The sequence below is a fragment of the Bradyrhizobium sp. WSM2254 genome, from assembly GCF_000472645.1.
In the GTDB taxonomy this organism is placed as follows: domain Bacteria; phylum Pseudomonadota; class Alphaproteobacteria; order Rhizobiales; family Xanthobacteraceae; genus Bradyrhizobium; species Bradyrhizobium niftali.
On record NZ_AXAB01000017.1, the window covers coordinates 196,629 to 216,492 of the forward strand.

The 19,864-nt window shown below is 63.8% G+C and carries 23 protein-coding genes and 1 tRNA gene; 10 read left to right on the plus strand and 14 right to left on the minus strand.

The features are described 5' to 3' along the window. Positions 1-16 precede the first annotated feature (16 nt). The 6 genes from A3M7_RS0112920 to A3M7_RS0112945 form a co-directional block, all read right to left on the minus strand. Positions 17-985: an ABC transporter ATP-binding protein gene (locus tag A3M7_RS0112920; protein WP_027544333.1), complete on the minus strand. Its 969-nt coding sequence runs from the start codon at positions 983-985 to the stop codon at positions 17-19. Next, complete coding sequence (locus A3M7_RS0112925) at positions 982-1,977, minus strand: ABC transporter ATP-binding protein (RefSeq protein WP_011084174.1); 996 nt, start codon at positions 1,975-1,977, stop codon at positions 982-984. Before A3M7_RS0112925 ends, A3M7_RS0112920 begins: the two co-directional genes overlap by 4 nt. Beyond that, on the minus strand, positions 1,977-2,894 hold the full coding sequence (locus A3M7_RS0112930) for an ABC transporter permease (RefSeq protein ID WP_025575971.1): 918 nt from the start codon (positions 2,892-2,894) through the stop codon (positions 1,977-1,979). The genes A3M7_RS0112925 and A3M7_RS0112930 overlap by 1 nt, the downstream gene beginning before the upstream one ends. Then, the gene (locus A3M7_RS0112935; protein WP_027544334.1) at positions 2,860-3,819 is read right to left on the minus strand and encodes an ABC transporter permease; all 960 of its coding nucleotides are present in this window, start codon (positions 3,817-3,819) and stop codon (positions 2,860-2,862) included. Before A3M7_RS0112935 ends, A3M7_RS0112930 begins: the two co-directional genes overlap by 35 nt. A 29-nt stretch (positions 3,820-3,848) precedes the next feature. Continuing rightward, positions 3,849-5,639 (minus strand): peptide ABC transporter substrate-binding protein, encoded by a 1,791-nt coding sequence (locus tag A3M7_RS0112940; RefSeq protein WP_027544335.1) that lies wholly within the window; start codon positions 5,637-5,639, stop codon positions 3,849-3,851. A 262-nt stretch (positions 5,640-5,901) separates the two neighbouring features. Next, positions 5,902-7,320 (minus strand): M20 family metallopeptidase, encoded by a 1,419-nt coding sequence (locus A3M7_RS0112945; RefSeq protein ID WP_027544336.1) that lies wholly within the window; start codon positions 7,318-7,320, stop codon positions 5,902-5,904. A 292-nt stretch (positions 7,321-7,612) separates the two neighbouring features. Between A3M7_RS0112945 and A3M7_RS0112950 the strand changes: the two genes are divergently transcribed. The 3 genes from A3M7_RS0112950 to A3M7_RS0112960 all read left to right on the plus strand — a co-directional run bounded on the left by A3M7_RS0112950 (position 7,613) and on the right by A3M7_RS0112960 (position 9,972). Beyond that, positions 7,613-8,584: a S1C family serine protease gene (locus A3M7_RS0112950; RefSeq protein WP_027544337.1), complete on the plus strand. Its 972-nt coding sequence runs from the start codon at positions 7,613-7,615 to the stop codon at positions 8,582-8,584. A 28-nt stretch (positions 8,585-8,612) separates the two neighbouring features. Next, positions 8,613-9,683, plus strand: a complete 1,071-nt coding sequence (locus A3M7_RS0112955; protein ID WP_027544338.1) for a phospholipase — start codon at positions 8,613-8,615, stop codon at positions 9,681-9,683. Positions 9,684-9,765: 82 nt separating this feature from the next. Continuing rightward, complete coding sequence (locus A3M7_RS0112960) at positions 9,766-9,972, plus strand: hypothetical protein (protein WP_027544339.1); 207 nt, start codon at positions 9,766-9,768, stop codon at positions 9,970-9,972. Between the two features lie 81 nt (positions 9,973-10,053). Here A3M7_RS0112960 and A3M7_RS0112965 read toward each other — a convergent pair whose 3' ends face one another. From A3M7_RS0112965 to A3M7_RS0112985, 5 genes are all read right to left on the minus strand, one after another. Beyond that, the gene (locus tag A3M7_RS0112965; RefSeq protein WP_027544340.1) at positions 10,054-10,716 is read right to left on the minus strand and encodes a DsbA family protein; all 663 of its coding nucleotides are present in this window, start codon (positions 10,714-10,716) and stop codon (positions 10,054-10,056) included. A gap of 87 nt (positions 10,717-10,803) precedes the next feature. Continuing rightward, complete coding sequence (locus A3M7_RS0112970; RefSeq protein ID WP_025575961.1) at positions 10,804-11,526, minus strand: LrgB family protein; 723 nt, start codon at positions 11,524-11,526, stop codon at positions 10,804-10,806. Further along, positions 11,523-11,906 carry a CidA/LrgA family protein gene (locus A3M7_RS0112975; RefSeq protein WP_027544341.1) on the minus strand — a complete coding sequence of 128 codons (384 nt, stop codon included), beginning with the start codon at positions 11,904-11,906 and terminating at the stop codon, positions 11,523-11,525. Before A3M7_RS0112975 ends, A3M7_RS0112970 begins: the two co-directional genes overlap by 4 nt. A gap of 44 nt (positions 11,907-11,950) precedes the next feature. After that, positions 11,951-12,427, minus strand: coding sequence for a PaaI family thioesterase (locus tag A3M7_RS0112980; protein ID WP_027544342.1), 477 nt, complete (start codon positions 12,425-12,427; stop codon positions 11,951-11,953). Positions 12,428-12,430: 3 nt separating this feature from the next. Continuing rightward, positions 12,431-12,859 (minus strand): thioesterase family protein, encoded by a 429-nt coding sequence (locus tag A3M7_RS0112985; protein WP_027544343.1) that lies wholly within the window; start codon positions 12,857-12,859, stop codon positions 12,431-12,433. A 101-nt stretch (positions 12,860-12,960) separates the two neighbouring features. Here A3M7_RS0112985 and A3M7_RS0112990 point away from each other — a divergent pair, with 101 nt between their 5' ends. After that, complete coding sequence (locus tag A3M7_RS0112990) at positions 12,961-13,509, plus strand: TetR/AcrR family transcriptional regulator (RefSeq protein ID WP_027544344.1); 549 nt, start codon at positions 12,961-12,963, stop codon at positions 13,507-13,509. A gap of 47 nt (positions 13,510-13,556) precedes the next feature. Here A3M7_RS0112990 and A3M7_RS0112995 read toward each other — a convergent pair whose 3' ends face one another. Beyond that, positions 13,557-14,054 (minus strand): hypothetical protein, encoded by a 498-nt coding sequence (locus A3M7_RS0112995; protein ID WP_027544345.1) that lies wholly within the window; start codon positions 14,052-14,054, stop codon positions 13,557-13,559. Between the two features lie 201 nt (positions 14,055-14,255). On the opposite strand from A3M7_RS0112995, the gene A3M7_RS0113000 reads away from it, so the two are divergent. Continuing rightward, positions 14,256-14,543, plus strand: a complete 288-nt coding sequence (locus A3M7_RS0113000) for a PsiF family protein (protein WP_027544346.1) — start codon at positions 14,256-14,258, stop codon at positions 14,541-14,543. Between the two features lie 92 nt (positions 14,544-14,635). Next, entirely contained in the window at positions 14,636-15,721 is a 1,086-nt protein-coding gene (locus A3M7_RS0113005; protein WP_027544347.1) for an AbrB family transcriptional regulator, read from the plus strand. Positions 15,722-15,724: 3 nt separating this feature from the next. Here the strand turns inward: A3M7_RS0113005 and A3M7_RS0113010 are convergent, their stop codons facing one another. Further along, positions 15,725-16,264 (minus strand): disulfide bond formation protein B, encoded by a 540-nt coding sequence (locus A3M7_RS0113010; protein ID WP_027544348.1) that lies wholly within the window; start codon positions 16,262-16,264, stop codon positions 15,725-15,727. Between the two features lie 155 nt (positions 16,265-16,419). On the opposite strand from A3M7_RS0113010, the gene A3M7_RS0113015 reads away from it, so the two are divergent. Next, positions 16,420-16,504: transfer RNA gene (locus tag A3M7_RS0113015), tRNA-Leu, on the plus strand. Positions 16,505-16,584: 80 nt separating this feature from the next. On the opposite strand, the gene A3M7_RS0113020 is transcribed toward A3M7_RS0113015, so the two are convergent. Beyond that, positions 16,585-17,688: a site-specific integrase gene (locus tag A3M7_RS0113020; RefSeq protein WP_245284226.1), complete on the minus strand. Its 1,104-nt coding sequence runs from the start codon at positions 17,686-17,688 to the stop codon at positions 16,585-16,587. Between the two features lie 589 nt (positions 17,689-18,277). Here A3M7_RS0113020 and A3M7_RS51225 point away from each other — a divergent pair. The 3 genes from A3M7_RS51225 to A3M7_RS48455 form a co-directional block, all read left to right on the plus strand. Beyond that, positions 18,278-18,565 (plus strand): ribbon-helix-helix domain-containing protein, encoded by a 288-nt coding sequence (locus A3M7_RS51225; RefSeq protein ID WP_027544350.1) that lies wholly within the window; start codon positions 18,278-18,280, stop codon positions 18,563-18,565. Between the two features lie 125 nt (positions 18,566-18,690). Beyond that, positions 18,691-19,614: a DEAD/DEAH box helicase gene (locus A3M7_RS0113030; RefSeq protein WP_245284228.1), complete on the plus strand. Its 924-nt coding sequence runs from the start codon at positions 18,691-18,693 to the stop codon at positions 19,612-19,614. Positions 19,615-19,705: 91 nt separating this feature from the next. Continuing rightward, on the plus strand, positions 19,706-19,864 hold a 159-nt coding region (locus A3M7_RS48455), incomplete at its 3' end, for a helix-turn-helix domain-containing protein (protein WP_198033736.1).

The window sequence follows — 19,864 nt, forward strand, 5'->3', positions numbered from 1 at the left end:
CCTGCTTTGCCCGGCATCAGGCCAGATGGCACGCCACGAAATGGCCGCCCGCCCCCTCCTTCAGCTCCGGCGCGCTTTCCGCGCAGCGCGGCTGGGCGATCGGACAACGGGTGTGGAAGTGGCAGCCTGACGGCGGCTTCATCGGGCTCGGCACGTCGCCCTTGAGGCGGATGCGCTCACGCTTGAGCTTGGGATCGGGCACCGGCACCGCTGATAACAGCGCCCTGGTGTAGGGATGCTGCGGGTTGCGGTAGAGGTCGCTGGCCTTCGCCAGCTCGACGATGCGGCCGAGATACATCACCGCGACGCGGTCGGAGATGTGCTCGACCACCGAGAGGTCATGCGCGACGAAGAGATAAGTGAGGTTCAGCTCGGCCTGGAGATCTTCCAGCAGATTGATGACCTGGGCCTGGATCGACACGTCGAGCGCAGAGACCGGCTCGTCGCAGACGATCAGCTTCGGCTCGACCGCGAGCGCGCGCGCGATCACGATGCGCTGGCGCTGGCCGCCGGAGAATTCGTGCGGGTAGCGGCGCATGTGCTCGGCCTTGAGCCCGACCTTGACCAGCAGGCTCGCGACGCGCTCCTCCCGCTCCTTGGCCGATGAGCCGAGCTTATGGATGATGAGCGCCTCGCCGAGAATTGCACCCACCGTCATGCGCGGATTGAGCGAGGCAAACGGATCCTGGAACACGAGCTGCATGTTCCGCCGCATCGCGCGCAGATCGTTGCCACCGAGCTGGCGCACGTCCTGACCGTCAAACACGACCTCGCCGTCGGTCGGCTCGATCAGGCGCAGCACGCAGCGCCCCGTCGTCGACTTGCCGCAGCCGGATTCGCCGACGAGACCGAGCGTCTCGCCGCGATTGACCGAGAACGACACGCCGTCGACCGCATAGACGCTGGCGACCTGGCGCGACAGCAGGCCGCCAAAAACGGGGAAATGTTTCTTCAGACCGCTGACGCGGAGCAAGGGTTCGCTCATGGCGCGGCTCCCAACTGCGTATCCCCCAAGTGACAGGCCATGCGGTGGCCGGGCGAGACCTCGCGGAGCAGCGGCTCCTTCTCGGTGCAGACATTCATGGCAAACTTGCAGCGCGGCGCGAAGCGGCAGCCGACCGGCGGATTGATCAGGATCGGCACGGAACCGCCGATCGCCTCCAGCCGCGTCTTGTGCTCGCTGTCGAGGTCGATGCGCGGGATCGAGCGGATCAGCCCTTGAGTATAGGGATGGCGGGGATCGGCGAAGAGATCGTCGACGCTCGCCTCCTCCACGACCTTGCCGGCATACATCACGACGACGCGTTGCGCGGTCTCGGCGACGACGCCCATGGCATGGGTGATCAGCATCACCGCCATGCCGAAGCGCTCCTTCATGTCCTGGAGCAGGTCGAGGATCTGCGCCTGGATGGTGACGTCGAGCGCGGTGGTGGGCTCGTCGGCGATGATCAGCTTCGGCTTGCAGGCGAGCGCCATCGCGATCATCACGCGCTGGCGCATGCCGCCGGAGAACTGGTGCGGATAGTTGTGCACGCGGCCCTCGGCGTTGGGGATCTGCACCAGCTTCAGCATCTCGATGGTGCGCTCGAGCGCCTGCTTCTTGGTCACGGCTTCATGACGGCGCAGGCTTTCGGCGATCTGCTCGCCGACGGTGAGCACCGGGTTGAGCGATGTCATCGGCTCCTGGAAGATGAAGCCGATCTCCTTGGCGCGGATCTCGTCGAGCTGATTGCTCGTCAGCGGCACGAGATCGCGCCCCTCGAAGATGATCTGGCCGGCCGCGATGCGCCCGGGCGGCATCGCGATCAGCTTCAGGATCGACATCGCCGTCACGGTCTTGCCGCAGCCGGACTCGCCGACGACGCAGAGCGTCTCGCCGCGGTTGATGGAGATGTCGACGCCGTCGACGGCCTGCAGGATGCCGTCGTCGGTGGAGAAATGGGTTTTCAGGCCCTTGATCTCGAGCAGCGGCGCCATCAGATCACCCGTCGCGCATCGAGCGCGTCACGCAGGCCGTCGCCGATGAAGTTGATGGCGACCACCGCGATGAAGATCGCGCCACCCGGAAACAGCGCCCAGTGCGGGCCGATGTCGAGGAAGTCCTTGGCGTCGTACAACAGCCGCCCCCAGGTCGGGGTATCGGGCGGGAAGCCGAGGCCGAGGAACGACAGCGTCGATTCCGCGATGATGGCGGCGGCGACGTCGATGGTGCCGGCAATGATCACCGGACCGAGCGCATTGGGCAGGATGTGGCGCACCACCTGCCGCACCGGACTGGCGCCGAGCGCGCGCGCGGCCTCGACGAACTCCTTTTCGCGGATCGACAGGAACTGCGCGCGCACGAGGCGGGCGACCGGCATCCAGCGCAGGCCCCCGATCACGAGCACGATCAGGATGAAGATGCCGCCCTCGGGGCCGAACGCGGCCTTGAGCCCGTCGCGGAACAGATAGATCAGCAGCAGCAGCAGCGGCAACTGCGGCAGCGACAGGAAGAGATCGGTGAGCCACATCAGCCCGTGACCGAGCGCACCGCGCGACATGCCGGCAAGCGCACCGATCAGCGTACCGACGAACACCGAGACCAGCATCGCGGCAAGGCCGACCGCGAGCGAGATGCGCCCGCCGTAGATCATGCGGGCGAGGATGTCCTGCCCGAGATCGTCGGTGCCGAAGGGATGGGCGAGCGAGGGCCCCTGCATGCCCGCCACGATGTCGATGTCGTCGATCTTGACCCGCCAGACGAAGGGGCCGGCGACCACCGCCAGCACCAGAATGAGGAGCAGGAACGCACTGACCACGGCAAGCTTGTGGCGGCTATAGCGCCGCCACGTCTCGCGCCACGGCGAGTAGACGCGCCGCTCAGCGGAGGGAGATGCGAGGGTCAAGCCAGCCATACAGGACGTCCGCGATGAGATTGAACAGGACCACAAGGCACGCGAAGACGAAGGTGACGGCCATCACCACCGGCGTGTCGTTGGAAAGGATGGAGGAGATCAGCAGCGAGCCGATGCCGGGGATGCGGAAGATCTGCTCGGTGACGATGGCGCCACCGAACACCGCCGGCATCTGGAGCGCGATCAGCGTGACGACCGGGATCATCGCATTGCGCATCACATGCTTGACGATGACCTTGGCCTGCCCGAGTCCCTTGGCGCGCGCCGTGGTGACGTAGTCGAGCCGGATCACGTCCAGCATCGCCGAGCGCACGAAGCGCGTCATCGAGGCCGCCTGGAACAGGCCGAGCACCGCCACCGGCATGATCGCCTGCCGGATCATCTCCAGCACCCAGCGGATGCCGGTGGCCTTGATGTCGCTGGAATAGACGAAGGGCAGCCAGTCCAGCGTGACCGAGAAGATCAGGATGAACAGGATGCCGGTGAAGAAGGTTGGCAGCGAGAAGCCGACGAAGGCCAGCACGTTGGCGATCTGGTCAAACAGCGAATACGGCTTGGTCGCCGCGTAGACGCCGACCGGAATCGCGATCAGGAGCGCCAGGATCTGCGCCGAGCCGATCACATAGAGCGTCGCCGGCAGGCGCTGGAGGATGAGCGCATCGACGTCCATCCGGCTGACGAAGGAAAAACCCCAATCGCCATGCGCCATGGCGGAGAGCCAGTGCAGGTAGCGCAGATAGATCGGATCGTCGAGGCCGAACTTCGCCCGAAGCGCGGCAGCGACTTCGGGCGGTACGTTCGGATTGGTCGCCAGTTCCGAGAAGGGATCGCCGGGAGCGAGCGCCAGCACGACGAACAGCACGAGCGAAATGCCGAGCAGGCTCGGAATGGCGATCAGCAGGCGACGCAGGACATATTGACTCATAGGGAAAGACCCCGCCTAGACCTGCGCGATCATGCCTCCCGGTACCAGTCGAACAGGTTGTCGGTCTCGTTCGCCCAGCCGCTGATCACGCAAACCAGGTTGTTGGCAGCGGCCTCCACCTTGAGGCGATGCTGCACCGGGATGAACACGGTGTCGCCGATCAGGATGTCGTTGGCCTTGATGTAGAACGCCGCACGCTTGACCGGATCCATCTCGCCTTCCGCGGCCAGGATCGCGGCATCATACTCCTTGTTGACGTAGCGCGGGAAATTCTGTCCCTGCCACTTGTTCTCCTTGGTCGCCACGTTGGCCGACATATAGCGCCGCATGTGCTGGGACGGATCCGGCTGGCTCATCGGGATCTGGAACATCTCCATGTCGGCATAGAACTTCGGGTAGATGTCGGGATTGCCGGCGTCGGAGGAGAAGAACACCGAGGCGACGACCGATTTCAGCTCGACGTCGATGCCCGCCTTCTGGCAGGCCTGCTTGACGATGGCCTGGGTCTTCTGGCGCGGGCCGTTGATCGAGGTCTGGTACAGAAGCTTCAGCTTCTTGCCGTCCTTCTCGCGGATGCCGTCCGCACCCGGTTTCCAGCCGGCGTCGTCCAGCATCTTCGACGCCTTCTCGATGCTGAATTCCCAGCTGGTGTTCTTGGAGACGAACTTTTCGGGGCCGTTCAGGAAGTTCGCCGTGGTGCGCCCTGCGCGGCCGTAGATCACCTTCTTCACCGCTTCACGATCGACCAGCAGCGCCAGCGCCTTGCGCACGGCGGGATCGGAGAACAGCGGGTGCTTCGTCTTCATCGAAGAGCGCTCGCCATCGACCTCGGTGTTCGGGTCGGTGAAGTTCAGCGCGATGAACTCGGTATCTCCGCCCACGGCGTAGATGGCCTTGCCCTTGCCGCCCTTCTCCAGGCGCAGCAGCACGTCGTCTTCCACCTGGATGTTATAGCCGAAATCGTATTCGCCGGTCTGGATCACCGCGCGCGCCGCCGAGACGGCATCGCCACCGCCCTTCATTTCGAGCGTGTCGAAATACGGGCGATTCGGCATGTGATAGTCGGGATTGAGCTCGCCACGGACGATATCGCCCGGCTTGAACTCGAGGAATTTGTACGGGCCGGTGCCGACCGGCGAGAGGTTGTTCGGCGCCTCGCGGGACTTGGCGCCCTTGTAATCCGCGAACAGATGCTTGGGGATGATGGAGTTCGGCGCGCCGACGAAAGCATCGGCCCAGAACGGCGTCGGCTTGTTGAAGACGATGCGGACGGTGAGGTCATCCACCTTCTCGACGACGATGTCGCGATAGGTCGCAATCGTGACCGCGGAGGTCGCGGGATCCTTGGAATATTCCCAGTTGAACACGACGTCGTCGGCGGTGAACGGCTTGCCGTCATGCCATTTGACGCCGGGCTTGAGCTTCCAGGTCACCGACTTGCCGTCGGCGGCGAGGCCGCCGTTCTGGATCGACGGGATTTCCGCGGCCAGAACCAGCTTCATGTTGCCGTCCGGATCCCAACAGGCAAGCGGCTCGTAGAACAGGCGCGAACCGTCCTGGTCCTTGGTGCCGGTGGCGAAATGCGGATTGAGCAGGGTCGGCCCCTGCCACCACAACAGCTTCAGCGCACCGCCGCCGCCGCGCTTGGTCGGCTTGTAGGTCGAAACGCCCTCCGCCATGGCGACGCCGCCCAGCGCGAGGATCTGGTTGGCCAGCGGGGCAGTCAGACCGACGGCGGCGAGACGCTGAATGAAGGCACGGCGATCCATCCGTCCGTCCTTCACTTGGCCGATCATCGAACGCAGTTCTTTATCCAGCATGGTTTGTCCCCCGTCTGGTTCCCGAATGGATGCAGGCGGCCGCGATGCGACCGCCGGGTTTTGTCTGGCCGTAGATGGCACACTGAATAGGCCGCCCGTCAACTGCGACCGTGTGTATGCAAACAGTGTTCTGGCTGTCCGTTGGGCAAAACTGCGTTCCGCAGCCCAAGCGTTCGGCAATCCGGCGTCAAAACACGCCGAAATCCACGTTGCACTGCGGAAAATTTGTTCGCCGGATCAGACGAAGTATCGAGACGAAATTCTACACCACGGACATATTCAGCGGTGGCGCGACGTGGTCCGGCAGCGGACACACGTAAGGTGTCTTGGCTGTCCGCCTCGCAAGGTCGGCTTTCGCGGCCTTGATCAGCTCCGGTTCCGTGAGCGCGTTGATGCCGATACCCGCCATCGCCTTGGCCGCCTGCACCATGGCCTTATGGGCATGCGGGCTCTTGCCCTGCGCCACCACCTGCCAGGTGTGGAACGGCGTGCCGATTGCAACCGTTGGTGCGTGAACCTGCACCGTCGGCACCACCCAGCTCACATCGCCGACGTCGGTCGAGCCGACCAGCGGGTTGCGCTTGGCATCGAGCGGCACCAGGAAGTCGGCCAGCGGCCGATCGGTCGGCTCCATCCCGATCGCGTAGTAGACCGAGGCGATGTCCTTGTCGCTCAGCGTCGATCGGATCTGGGTGGCAAATCCCTTGTCCGCGTCGTCGAAATGCGGCGGTCCGAGCTCTTCCATGACCCGATGCAGCGCCTGCTCCAGCGGCGTATTCGGCAGGATGTTCGAGACCGCGGAGATGATCTTCATCTCGACCTTGGTCTCGGTCATCAGCGCCGCGCCCTCCGCGATCTTGCTGACGCGTCCGACCAGCTCGTTCATGCCGGGCAGATCGCGGGCGCGGATCGAGTAGCGCACGCGCGCATGCGCCTGCACCACGTTGGGCGCAATGCCGCCCGTGTCGAGCAGCGCGTAATGCACCCGCGCGTCGCTCGGCATGTGCTCGCGCATGTAGTTCACGCCGACATTCATCAGCTCCACCGCATCGAGCGCGGAACGGCCGAGATGCGGCGAGGCCGCGGCGTGCGAGGTGCGGCCGGTGAAGATGAAGTCGGCCCGCGTATTGGCGAGCGACGGCGTCACCGCCACTTCCCAGAAGCTGTGCGGATGCCAGGTAATGGCGATGTCGGTGTCTTCGAACGCGCCGGAGCGCACCATGAACGCCTTTGCCGCGCCGCCTTCTTCTGCCGGACAGCCGTAGTAGCGCACGCGGCCCGGCACCTTGTTCTCGGCGAGCCAGTCCTTCACCGCGGTCGCCGCCAGCAGCGCCGCGGAACCGAGCAGATTGTGACCGCAGCCATGGCCGTGGCCGCCGGTCTCGACGGGACGGTGTTCCGCCACGCCTGCCTCCTGGCTGAGGCCCGGCAGCGCGTCATATTCCCCCATGAAGGCGATGACCGGTCCGCCCTCGCCCCATTCGCCGATCAGCGCGGTCGGGATGCCGGCGACGTTCTCGGTGATACGGAAGCCCTGATGGCGCAACTCGGCGAGATGCTCGGCGGCGGACCGCGCCTCGGTGTAACAAACCTCCGGCATGCCCCAGACCTTGTCGCTGAGGTCGATGAAACGCGTCTTGATCGTGTCGACGCCACGCCAGATGTCGCTGCGGTTATCCATGCTTCGGTCCGTGATCTCTTGGTCAAACGAAGCGGCAATCGTTAGCAGCTTCAATGCACGGCGCCTAGCACCTCGCCGGACAGCAGCCATGCGGCGGATGCCGGATCGAAGGGCCGCCGGGCCGCCGACCGCGCGCGAAACGATCCCGCGACTTTCGAAGATTTCACTCCGCGTTCTGAGGAATAGTTGAGGAACGAGGCTTTCAAGACGGCCTTGTCCAGCCTAAATTATGCGGGCTTCGCGCGTCGTCCCGCCGGCCACGGCGGAGCGATGCACTAGCCAGGAGAACTCCATGCCCGCCCTGACCGAATGGAGAGTGCCGCCGGCCAATCAGCCGCGTGCGAGCGAGTACGGCTTCGATCTCGACCGCGCGCTCGCGTCCGTCGTCGGCCTGCACGCCATCATCCCGCCCGACGCGTTCAGCGCCGAGACGCTGGGCACCGAGCGCGCCGGCAACGGCGTCGTGATCGACGACGGGCTGGTGCTGACCATCGGTTATCTCATCACCGAGGCGGAATCGGTGTGGCTGCACCTCGCCGACGGGCGCGTCGTCGAAGGACATGCCCTGGGCTTCGATTCCGTCACCGGCTTCGGTCTCGTGCAGGCGCTGGGTGAGCTCGACGTCGAACCCTTGCCGCTCGGCGACTCGGCGCAGACCCGCGTCGGCGACCGCGTCGTGGTCGGCGGCGCCGGCGGCCGCACGCGATCGGTTGCGAGCCAGATCGTGGCCAAGCAGGAATTCGCCGGCTACTGGGAATATCTGCTGGACGAGGCTGTCTTCACCTATCCCGCGCACCCGAACTGGGGCGGCACCGGCTTGCTCAACGAGCGCGGCGAGTTGATCGGCATCGGCTCGCTTCAGCTCGAGCGCGAACGCGACGGCAAGGCCGAGCACGTCAACATGATCGTGCCGATCGACCTGTTGAAGCCGATCCTGGAGGATCTGCGCAAGTTCGGCCGCGTCAACAAGCCGTCGCGGCCCTGGCTCGGACTCTATTCGACCGAGATCGACAACCGCGTGGTGGTGATCGGAATCTCCGCCAATGGTCCGGCCGCTCACGCCGAGCTCAAGACCGGCGACGTCATCCTCGCCGTGGACGGCGAGAAGATCACGAGCCAGACCGCCTTCTACAAGAAGATGTGGGCGCTCGGCGCCGCCGGCGTCGACGTGCCGCTCACCGTGCATCATGAAGGCGTCACCTTCGACGTCACGGTGACCTCGACCGACCGCTTCAAGCTGTTGAAGGCGCCGAAGCTGCACTGACCGGCCGAACTGAAGCAAGGAAGCGGCGATGACCGAGGCCGTCGTTGACGACATCGTGGCCGTACTGCCGCCGCTGCTCGATGCGCTGGAGGCGCTCGGCTTCTTCGCCCGCCACCTGCATCCGCCGGCCTTCGCCTCCGTGATGAATGCGATCGGTGCGCCGGACGAGGCGCTGCAAGCGGCGCGCGCCGCGATCGGCACCTGGCCTGAACAATTCGCCGGCTTGCGCAACCGGCTCGATGGTGCCTGCAACGAAACACTCGCCGCCTTTGCCGGCATTCGCGAGGTCGAGCGCGGCAACGGCGATCTCGTCGCCCTCTTCCGCGCACTGCGCCACGCGCCGCGCGCGCTGGAAGCGCTTTATCCGCTTGCAGTGCAGTTTCCGCCGGTCAGCAGCTTCTTCCTCAACGCCGCGAGGCGCGAGGACGAGAACCTGCTGGCACGGCTCGCGGCCGGCGCGGGCGAGCACACCGGCATCTTCCACGATCACAACGAGCCCGGCAGCCGCGGCGGCTTCTCGGTCTATGTCCCCGAATATTACACGCCCGATCGCGCCATGCCGCTGGTGATGGCGCTGCATGGCGGCAGCGGCAATGGCCGTGGCTTCCTGTGGAGCTGGTTACGCGATGCCCGCAGCCTGGGCGCGATCCTGGTGGCGCCGACGGCGACCGGTCAAACCTGGGCGCTGATGGGCGACGACACCGATACGCCCAACCTCATGCGCATCCTCGAGACCGTGCGCAGCCGCTGGACCATCGACGGCTCGCGCATGCTGCTGACCGGCATGAGCGACGGAGGCACTTTCTGCTACGTCAGCGGGCTCGATGGCGCCTCGCCCTTTACGCATCTCGCGCCGGTGTCGGCGACCTTCCACCCGCTGATGGCGGAGATGGCGGATGCTGCGCGCCTGCAGGGCCTGCCGATCTTCATCATCCACGGCAAGCTCGACTGGATGTTTCCCGTGCAGACCGCGCGACAGACGCAAGCGGTGCTCTCCGCCGCCGGCGCCGACGTCACTTATCGCGAGATCGATGATCTCAGCCACACCTATCCGCGCGAGATCAATGCGGAGCTGCTGGCGTGGCTGAACGGAGAATGAACAACCTCTCCTTAGATGCGCCGCATGGCCGCGGAACCATCGCGCCGTGCCGACGTTATCGGCGCGACACCGGAGGTTCGCTATGAAGACTTTTTTCGGAATGATTTTGGGCGCGCTGCTTCTTGCGGGCGGCGTCTATGTCTATGATTCCATGCAGACCTCATCCGTCGCCAATGGCGAGGTCGCGACCACCAACCGCACCATCGTGAACTGGGATGTCGCCAAGGCCGACTGGGATGCTCTGCGCGATCGCGCGCACAAGGACTGGGTCCGCATCTCGTCGAAGTAACGTTGCAGACATCATGAACAAGGCGCCGTCGCGGTCTGCGGCGGCGCCTTTGTGTTGGCCGTGTCGGTTGCGGCGAGCGCCTTAGTTCATCTTGGCCTTGCGCGCGTCGGCGATGACCTGCTCGAACTCGGTCATGCTGAGCGCGCCGGGCACGCGGTACTTGCCGACGATGAACGACGGGGTGCCGCGGAAGCCGAAGGCTTCGGCCTGCTCGTTGTTGCGCTTGAGGATGGCGTCGATGTCCTTGGCATGGTCGGTGAGATCGCGCTTCAACCGGTCCATGTCGACGCCGGCAGCCGCCAGAAGCTCATTGATGCGCGGCTCGGTCAGGCGGGAGCTGACGCCCATCATGGCGTCATGCGCCTGGTGGTACTTGTCCTGGAATTTCGCCGCGAGCGCGATCCGCGCCGCCGTGACCGACACCGGCCCGAGGACCGGCCAGTCCTTCATCACCAGCCTCACCTTGCCGTCGTCCTGGACGACCTGGCGCAGCTCGGGCTCGAGCTTGCGGCAATAGGGGCAATTGTAGTCGGACCATTCGACGATGGTGATATTGCCGTCGGGATTGCCGGCGACGGGCGTGTCCGGATCGCGCAGCACCTTCGTTTCGGTCAGCACCTCGTCATCGGCGGCGGCGGCCCGTGCCGAGGTGATGCCGCCCGCTGCGAGCGCGCCCGCCCCGATCAGCGTGAGCGCCGCACGCCGCGTCGGTACCAAGAGGCCCTTATTCCTGAATCCAGTCATATCTCGTCCCGTTTCGGTCCCATCCCCGCAAATACGGTTGGAGACCGGGAAGTGTTACGCTTCATATAGAGCGTCGCGGCGGCGATGTCATCGCACCAGCAGCGTGACCGCCAGCGGGACCAGGAACGAGGTCACCAAAGCGTTCAGGCTCATGGCGATGCCGGAAAAGACGCCGGCGATCTCATCCACCTGGAACGCGCGCGCGGTGCCAATGCCGTGCGCGGCGAGGCCGGCGGCAAATCCGCGCGCGCGGAAATCGGTGACGCCGGTGCGGTTCATCAGCGGCGTCACGATGATCGCGCCCATGATGCCGGTGAGGATCACCGCGACCGCCGCCAGCGAGGGATCGGCGTGCAGGGATTCGGCGATGCCCATGGCAACGCCGGCCGTGACCGATTTCGGCGCCAGCGACAGCACGACGTCGCGCGGCAGCCCGGCGAGCTCGGCCAGCAGCACGACCGACACCACCGCCGTGACCGAGCCGGCCACGAGCGCCACCAGCATCGGCACGATGGACGACACCACGCGCCTGCGGTTCTCGTAGAGCGGCACGGCGAGCGCGACGGTGGCGGGCCCCAGCAGGAAGTGCACGAACTGCGCACCGGCGAAATAGGTGGTGTAGGAGGTGCCGGTTACGAGCAGGAACGCACCGATGATCCACATCGCATGCAGCACGGGATTGGCGAGCGGATGGCGCCGGCTCGCCAGCGACACCGCATCCGTGCTCGCATAGACCAGCAGGGTCACGGTCAGCCACAGCAGCGGGGACTGCGAGAGATAGACCCAGAGCGAGAACGGGTTGTCCTTCATCGCGCGTCCTGTTGCCTCAGGAGGCGGCTGACGAGGCGGAAGGTCAGCACCGTTGCAAGCAGCGTGACGACCACCGAGAGCGCGAGCACGAGAATGATGGCGACGCCGTGGGATGCGAGCAGATCGAGCTTCTGCACGACGCCGACACCGGCCGGCACGAACAGAAGCGACAGATGGGCCAGCAATCCTTTGCTGGCAGTCTCCACACCGCCGTTGCGCAACGGCCCGCACGCAAGCAGCGCAAAGCGGTCGCGTGCAAGCAGCAGGATCAACAGCAACAGCAGGCCGAGCACGGGGCCCGGCAATGGCAGGCCGAGGCCGCGCACGACGGCTTCGCCGATCAACTGGCAGAGCAGGATGAGGCCGAGACTTGCGAGCATGACAAGCGCATCAAGAGATGCGCCGGCAGGCTTGTCAATCGCCGCTAGGCACGGGGCGCACGCACTTCGGGCGAAGCCGCAACGCGGGGCAGCATCGCCATCAACGTTCCGGTCATGGTGGCGATCAGCGTGGTCTTGCCTTCGTGCTCGGCAAAGGCCCTGGCCTCGCAGAAGGTCAGCGTGCGGCCGGGCTTGACCACCTCGGCCTTGAAGACGAAGCGCGCGCCGCGGGCGGGCGCGAGCAGCGTGGTCTTGAACTCGACAGTGAGGATATCGGCCTTGTCGGGCATCAGGGTGAAGGCGGCAACGCCGCAGGCATTGTCGAGCCCGGCCGTGATGATGCCGGCGTGGACAAATCCGTTCTGCTGCGTGAATTTGGGCGAGTGCAGCATCGCCAGCTCGGCCTCGCCCGGCGCAAGGCGGACGATCGAGACGCCAAGCGTGCGCATCGCCGGCTGACCGTCGAACATGGCAATGGCCGCGGCGCGGTAGCCCGGGTTCCTCGGCTCGAACGCGGTCATGGCTCAAGCCTCGGCCGGTTCGGTGAGATATCTAAGAGCGACCTCGCGGATCGCAGCCTCGAACGGCGCTGATTTGCGCTTGCTTCGGTCCATATGCACGCCGGTAATCTCGCAGAAAGCGGCGATCTCGCCGGTCTCTGCATTGATCATATCGTGCCGGAAGCGGATCGATTTTTCGCGGACGTCGAGCAGATGGCTGCGGATCTCGACGATGTCGCCGGCGAGCAGCTCGCGCTTGTAGCTGATGTTCTGCTGCACGGCGGCCATGCCGCGGCCGGAGGAGCGCAAATAACTCGGCGTCAGTCCGAGGCGGGCGAACAGATTCCAGTTGGCCTCATCGAATTTGCCGACATACCACATGATGTTCATGTGGCCGACATGGTCGCACTGCCACGGATAGACCGTGCCGCGATAGGTCGCCTCCTGCTCCATCGCCATTCCCTGCCCTGTTGTTGATCTTGATACGGTAGCGTATCAGGCGTCAGACGCGCTAGCAATACGGCACCGTATCAAGAACCGGTGAGGCTTCCTTCATGAGCGACGGCAAGGGCGATGTCTGGGTCGAGGCAGGGTTTACCGAGCTCGCCCGCTCGGGGGTCGAGGGCGTCAGGGTCGAGGTGCTCGCCAAGAATCTCGGCGTCACCAAGGGCGGCTTCTACCGCCGCTTCGCCGACCGCGCCGCACTGCTCGGGGCCATGCTGGAACGCTGGCGCGAGGGGCGCGCGGCGTCCATCGCACAGCAGACGAGCCTCGACGGGCAGGCGCCCCGCGAACGGCTGAGGGCGGTGATCCAGCTCTATTCCGAGCGGCTCAACCCGGAGGGCATGGCGATCGAGCTCGCGATCCGGCAATGGGCCCGTTCGGACGAGAACGCCGCGACGGCGGTGGCGAGCGTGGATGCGGCGCGGCTCAAGCACGTCGCCGAGCTCTATCGCGCGACCGGCCTCGAGGCCGAGGCGGCCGAGGCGCAGGCCTTCCTGTTCTACTGCTTCATCTTCGGCCAGAGCCTGCTGTTCGTCGAGCGCGGTCCGCGGAAGCGATCGCAGCTCGTGGCGAAATCGGCCGAGAAACTATTGGACTGAGCGGAATGGCCGGAGCTTTGCCCCGGCCATCGCATCATGCCGAAGCCTCAGGCGGCGCCCTTCAGCTTCTTGTTGCATTCGCTGTAATAGCCGCCACCCTTCTCGATCCACTTCATGCCGCCATTGCCGTTGGTGGTCTTGTTGGCATTGTACTGGTCGACGCAGGTGTGCAGGCGGGCCTTGCCGGCCGTTTCCTTGGCGTATTTCGGATCGACCGCGTTCGGATAGATCGCGGGCCCGGCCGGCAACGTCGGCGCCGGAGCAGCAGCGGGGGCTGCCTCCTTCTTCGCCTGCTTCGGCGCTGCCGGAGCGGCCGGCGCAGCGGGAGCAGCCGCGGTCGGCGCAGCGGCAGGCGTCGCGTCCGCACCGCACTGGGCCTTGCGGAAGTCATTCCACTTCATGGTGCCGAGCGAGCCGTCCTTCTTGGCTGCCTGATATTTCGCGCTGCACTCCTGCGAGGTCAGCGCCTGCGCCGGTGCGGTGGCCACCAATGCCGCGACACCCGACGCCACAATCGCACACAACAATTTTGTCTGAATGGTCATCCCTTTGGTCTCCTCCTTGGTCTTCCCCGACGGAAGTTAAACGAGGATTGCTATCCTAGCGTGCCGGTCGCTTGCGACAAGGATACGATGGCTTTCGCCGCCAAAATATAGTGATCCCGCCGCTCGGCTCATTCATGTCGCGTTCAGCAACGCGAGCCGACGTTCCAGCCCTTCGCCATTTTCCAGGAAGAGTGCAACACCATGACCCTCGCCTCCCGCCTCGCCGCCGTCGCCCTCGCCTCCCTGCTCGCCACCGGCACCGCCTTCGCGCAGACCGCCGCGCCGGCAGCCAAGACCGACACCAAGACCACAACCGCCGCGCCCACGGACAAGAAGGCACCAAAGGAGCACTCGGCCGAGTCGCTCGAATGCTCCAAGCAGGCGGATGCCAAGGGGCTGCATGGCAAGGAGCGCAAGAAATTCCGCTCCGAATGCATCAAGACCGCCAAGGCCGGCACGGCCGCGCCGGCTGCCGCGGACAAGAAGTAAGTCAGTCACCCCCGGCTTCGGCGAGAGGCGCGCGCATTGCGGCATGACGAGCCTGCAATTGTGCGCCTCCCGCTGATTTGCGATAAGGCGGCGTGAAGCAAATCACCGCCTCCCTGCCGTTCGAATGGCCGAGCCGTGCCAAGATCCTGAGCACGGTGGAGACACTCGTCATCGGCACGGCCGGCGGCCTCGTGTTTCTCGTCGCCAATCTTCCCGGCGGGCTGATCTCGGGCTCGATGATCGCGGTCGGCATCGCCGCGATCGCCGGCCGGCAGCTGACGCTGCCGCCGATCCTGACCCAGACCGTACTGGTGCTGCTCGGCATCTCGCTGGGCTCGGTCGTCTCGCGTCACCTGATCCAGCAGGTCAGCGCCTATCCCCTGACCATCGGCCTGCTCGCACTAGCGACCTTCTGCTCGACCTTCGGCTCGAGCTATTACCTCCAGCGCGTTCATGGCTGGGATCGCACCTCGGCCTTTCTTGCCGGCAGCCCCGGCGCGCTGTCGCAGATCACGATTTTGGCGGTCGAGCGCGGCGCCGACCTGCCGGGCATCGCGGTGGTGCAGACCATGCGCGTCATCATCCTCACCGCCGCGCTGCCGATGGTGCTGGCGCTTGCGGGCGTGTCGTCTTCTGTTGCGCCGTCCCTGACGACGGCCATTGCCTCGCCGCTCGACCTCGTGGAGCTGGTTGCGGCCTCGCTCGCCGCAGCGCTCGTCCTGCGGCTGATCAAGTTTCCGGCGAGCTGGATGTTCGGCGCGATGATCGCCTCCAGCGTGCTGCATGGCGCCGGCTGGGTCGAGGGCGGCCTGCCGAACTGGGTGCGCGGCGTGGCGCTGATCGGCATCGGCGCCCTGATCGGCAGCCGGTTCGCGCGGATGCGGATCAAGACCCTCGCCGGCCACATCAACGCGGCGCTGGGGTCGTTTACCGTGGCCATCGCCGTCTCCGCGATCTTCGTCGGCATCGTCGCCCTCACCACGCAGGTGAAGTTCTCGGACGTCGTCGTCGCCTTCGCGCCGGGCGCGATGGACGCCATGCTGGCCTTGGCCCTGACGCTGCACATCGACCCGATCTTCGTCGGCGCCCATCATCTGTCACGCTTCGTGTTCGTGACGATCGCGACGCCCGGCATCGTGCACCTGTTCGGCCGCACGCAGGACGACGTGGACGATTAAGCTTCAGCGCTTCGCCGTCCGCACAAATCCCCACGCCGCGATCGCGGCCATCAGCAGCGAGATCAGCACGTTGTAGCCGGCGAGCGAAAGGCCGAGGAAGCGCCACTGCACCTCGTCGCAGCGCACCACCTTCACGGTGTCGAGCTTCGACAGGAGGTCGGCGGCATTGCCGAGATTGACGACGGGGCCGGAGCAGTCGGTCGGTCCCTTCCAAAAACCCCACTCGACGCCGGAATGGTAGGTGCCGAGCCCGGCATTGGCGAGTGTCGCAAGCGCGAGGATCGCAAGCCCCGCGAGCAGCAATGGCCGCGGCGCGCCGCTCCTCGCCGCAAGCGCGGTGAGCGCGCCGAGCGGGATCGCGAGGTAGTAGGCGTAACGCTGCTCCAGGCAGAGCGGACAGGGCACGATTTCCAGCACGAGCTGGAAGAACCAGGCGCCCGCGATCGTGGCTGCCGCAATCAGCGTGACGAGAAGGGAGGCGGCCAGCGCGGGGCTCGCCGCCGCCGGCTTGAACGCAGGTATTGCGGCACTCTGGGTCGTCACGGCAGCCTCTTCCGCTGGGTCGCTTTCCTTAGCCTCTAGCCCCAGCCCAAGCGGCTGTCGAGAACGGCCGGGATCACTTTGGCGCGGGTTGACCCTGCCCCGTCCATGGCTATAGTCCGCCGGCTTCGCGACGCCCGCACTGGGGCCGACCGAGGGCCCCTGTGGCGGAACTGGTAGACGCGCTCGACTCAAAATCGAGTTCCGCAAGGAGTGCTGGTTCGATTCCGGCCAGGGGCACCATGCAAAAATCAAGCATCTGAATTTGTTGACGAAATCGCAGAATTAGTCCCACTCGACGCGCCGGTGGGACACAATTTTGTTCACGCTTTGACATCGCGTGGCTGGATCAAATGCATCGCATCGGCAGCGAGCCGCTCTTGATCTGCGCGACGCGTATATTCTTCTGCCATCCGAATCGAATCCCAGCCGAAGATCGCCATCAATTGACGTGAAGTTGCTCCGTTGTTTGCGGCTATCGTAGCGCCTGCCTTCCGAAGGCCATGCGCGGTGCAATGTGGAAGACCAGCTTCGTCACACCATTCACGAAACTTATTTCCAAAACCAGCTTCGGTGAACGGCTTGCCGAATTGCGTCACCAAGAACGTTAGATCTCCGCAGGGAGATTTCTCAATTACGGCCTGAAGCGCGGGCAGGAGCGGGAGAACCAACTTCTTCGGCTTACGATTTCGATTTTTGTGCTGCGTGAAAGAGAGTCTCTGAGCCTTCATGTGCTGCTTACCGAGACGGACGACGTCGGATCGGCGTTGGCCAGTGAACGCCAGCAGTGCCAACGCGAGCCGGGCTTTGCTTCCTATTGGATGACGCTCCTCGAACTGCCGGACCTCTTCAACGGTCCATGTATGATAACCGGTCGAACCTGTCCGCAAGTAAGGCACATCCCGCGCGGGATTCAGTGCTGCAAGTTTCCTACGAACCCCAAACTTGAAAACTTGACGAATGGCCTTCACCCGCGCGTTCGCGGCCTCAGGGAAGTCCAGCTTTCGATCCCGAAGCACCTCTACAGCATTGGTCGTCATTTTGGATAGCGGCATATCTTTGAAGAGCTTCAGCGACCCGGGCGTAATTGGCTCATCAAAGGTCGATTCAAGGACCAGCCGACGAACGTGGCGAGTTCGGGGGTCAAGCCGCTTGTAGTCAGCGCATTCAGCGAAATACTTCACACACAACCAACGCCAAGTGCCCACCCCTATGATGGCCCTGCTGACTGATGTGCCGGTCTTCGCCTCTTCATATGCGGCCATGAACTCCGGTGTCCAGGGGGTACCGCGAAGCCTGACCTTTCGAGCGCCCTTCGCACGATAATAGATCCGAATATTGCCGTGGCGGTCGATGTCCTCGACGCAACCAGCCGGAAGACGACGACGCAGGTCCGAGCTTCCTCTGCTCATAGAGATGCGCTCCAATCTTCTCTGTCCTCACCACCTTCGGCGGGAAGCGCATCGAAGTCTCGATCGAGCTGGTGTATATCCCAGACTTTTCGTCCATCAATGAGCTTCGGGGCTCCTATCCGGCCATCCTTTCGCATCTGGTCAAATTTGGACGGGGATACCCCGACATAATCGGCCGCTTGCTCGCGGGACAATCCCCGTCGTGGAGCCAAACGTGTCCGACCACCCGACCTCCCATCCAAGGCATTTGCCGTTGCTCTTGTACCGCCTCGTTGCCGAACAGTGTGCAGGGAGGAGGCAAACTTGGACCAGCTCACGATCTTGAGAGGATAGATATCGGAAATCTGAAAAACCGACGAAAAGAATTCTTTATTGTTCATCCAGGTCACGCGGCCCCCGCGTCTAATCCAATGTAGGCCGTCGAGCCCTGTAGCAGCAAGGCCCACAGCATTTATTGCCCGGCACAATCCAGGATGCGCTCGACCGCACAGAATGGCCTTGGCGGAGGCATAAATGGCCCCAGAGCGGCGATTTTTTCCCAGCTACCCCAGCCCCACCGATTCAGCATTAAAACGCAATTCTACTGAACGGCTCGGCGCGGCAAATGATTGACTCTTTTTCCGAATTCTTGAATTGGGGGCCCGGTCACGCCATATTGACCATAGTCGGACGGGTCCAATTGCGGGATCAAAGAGCGTCCGACGCTAAATACTTTATCGGGTCATACATTTCAGGAGGAGATTTCTTGAAGCACCAACATCGACTGACATTCCGCCTTTCCCGGGATCTCGCAGACGTTCTTATTCAGCATGCCGTACGGAAGGACGTTTCAGTCTCTGCCATCGTTCGCGAGGCGATCCTGACGTTGAAATTCGAAGACCGGCGCGGTTGATCACCGCGCAATAGCGTTTCACTCCATGCAGGATTGACGACACGACCGGTTTCTCAGCCGGAGCGGCTGCTCCGGCGTGTCCGACATTCCTACATTCATCGATTTGAGAGATCATTTTGACCAAGATGGTAATTCGATTTGCGTCAGCGCCATGTGGTTCTGGGAAGACGTACCAACTGATCGAAAGAGCGATCCGGATTTGTACCAGCGGCGACAAGGTTTTGCTGGCCCAGCCAACCACGGTGCTGGCTGAGGAGACTGAGAAAGCATTCCGATCAAGATCCGGATGTCCGCCGCTTCAGGTGTTCAATACCAACACCGTCGGGCGGGGTGTGGCTCGGCAGCTATCCGACTACCTGGCCAGTCCTCAAGATGATGGGCCCGAGATCATCATCTGTACCCACCAAGTTCTATCCCACCTTCCGTTTCTGGCGATGGGACAGAAGTGGCACCTTCTCATAGATGAATGTCCTCAGGTGCACCGTGAAGCCACACATAACCTTCCTGATACGCACCGGATGATCACCGAAAATATCGCACTGGAGCCGTATGGCAACAGATACGACCACGTGATCGTGGATGACGAAGAGGCCCTCAAGCAGGTCGCCTATAATAAGGACAGTGATGAGGTCTTCGGCGTCCTTCAGGAGACTGCGCGCATCTTGATCAGCCCCCACTGGCAGACTTTCGTGCTCCGCGAGAGCTTTGAGGCCCTCCTAGATGGGTCAGGCAAACAGCTAACCTTCCACTCGATCCTGCCGTCAACGTTCCTGTCGAGATTTGCCAGCGTATTCATTTGCGGCGCCAATTTCGAAGATAGTGGCATTTACAAGCTCTGGCGCAATGAAGTGGAATGGTGCCAAGACACAAAATTCGAAAACAATCTTCGCTACGCGGCGCACGAAAATGGAAACCTGCTAGCCGTATATTACGCCGTTGAAGGGAATTGGTCGCGAGGGAAGCGGGAGGATTGCAGCAAGGAAATAAGAGAAGCTGCGGTTGCGATCTTTCAAGAGCGCCCTTTCGTGTTATTCGGCCTGCAATATTGACCCCCTAAGCCGGGGGATCGGCGTCCAAAATTGACCCCCTATAGGTTGGTCTGTTGCGCTGCCTGCTTCGTAACAAAGCAGGTGGTGGAGGATGCTGGTCGTGGAGACGATTGCGCGGATTCGGCGCGAGCACTTCATCAAGGGCAAGACGATCAAGGAGATCGCACGTGACCTGAAGGTGTCACGGAACACGGTCCGGAAGGTTCTGAGGTCGGGAGAGACCTCCTTCGAGTATGAGCGGCAAGTGCAG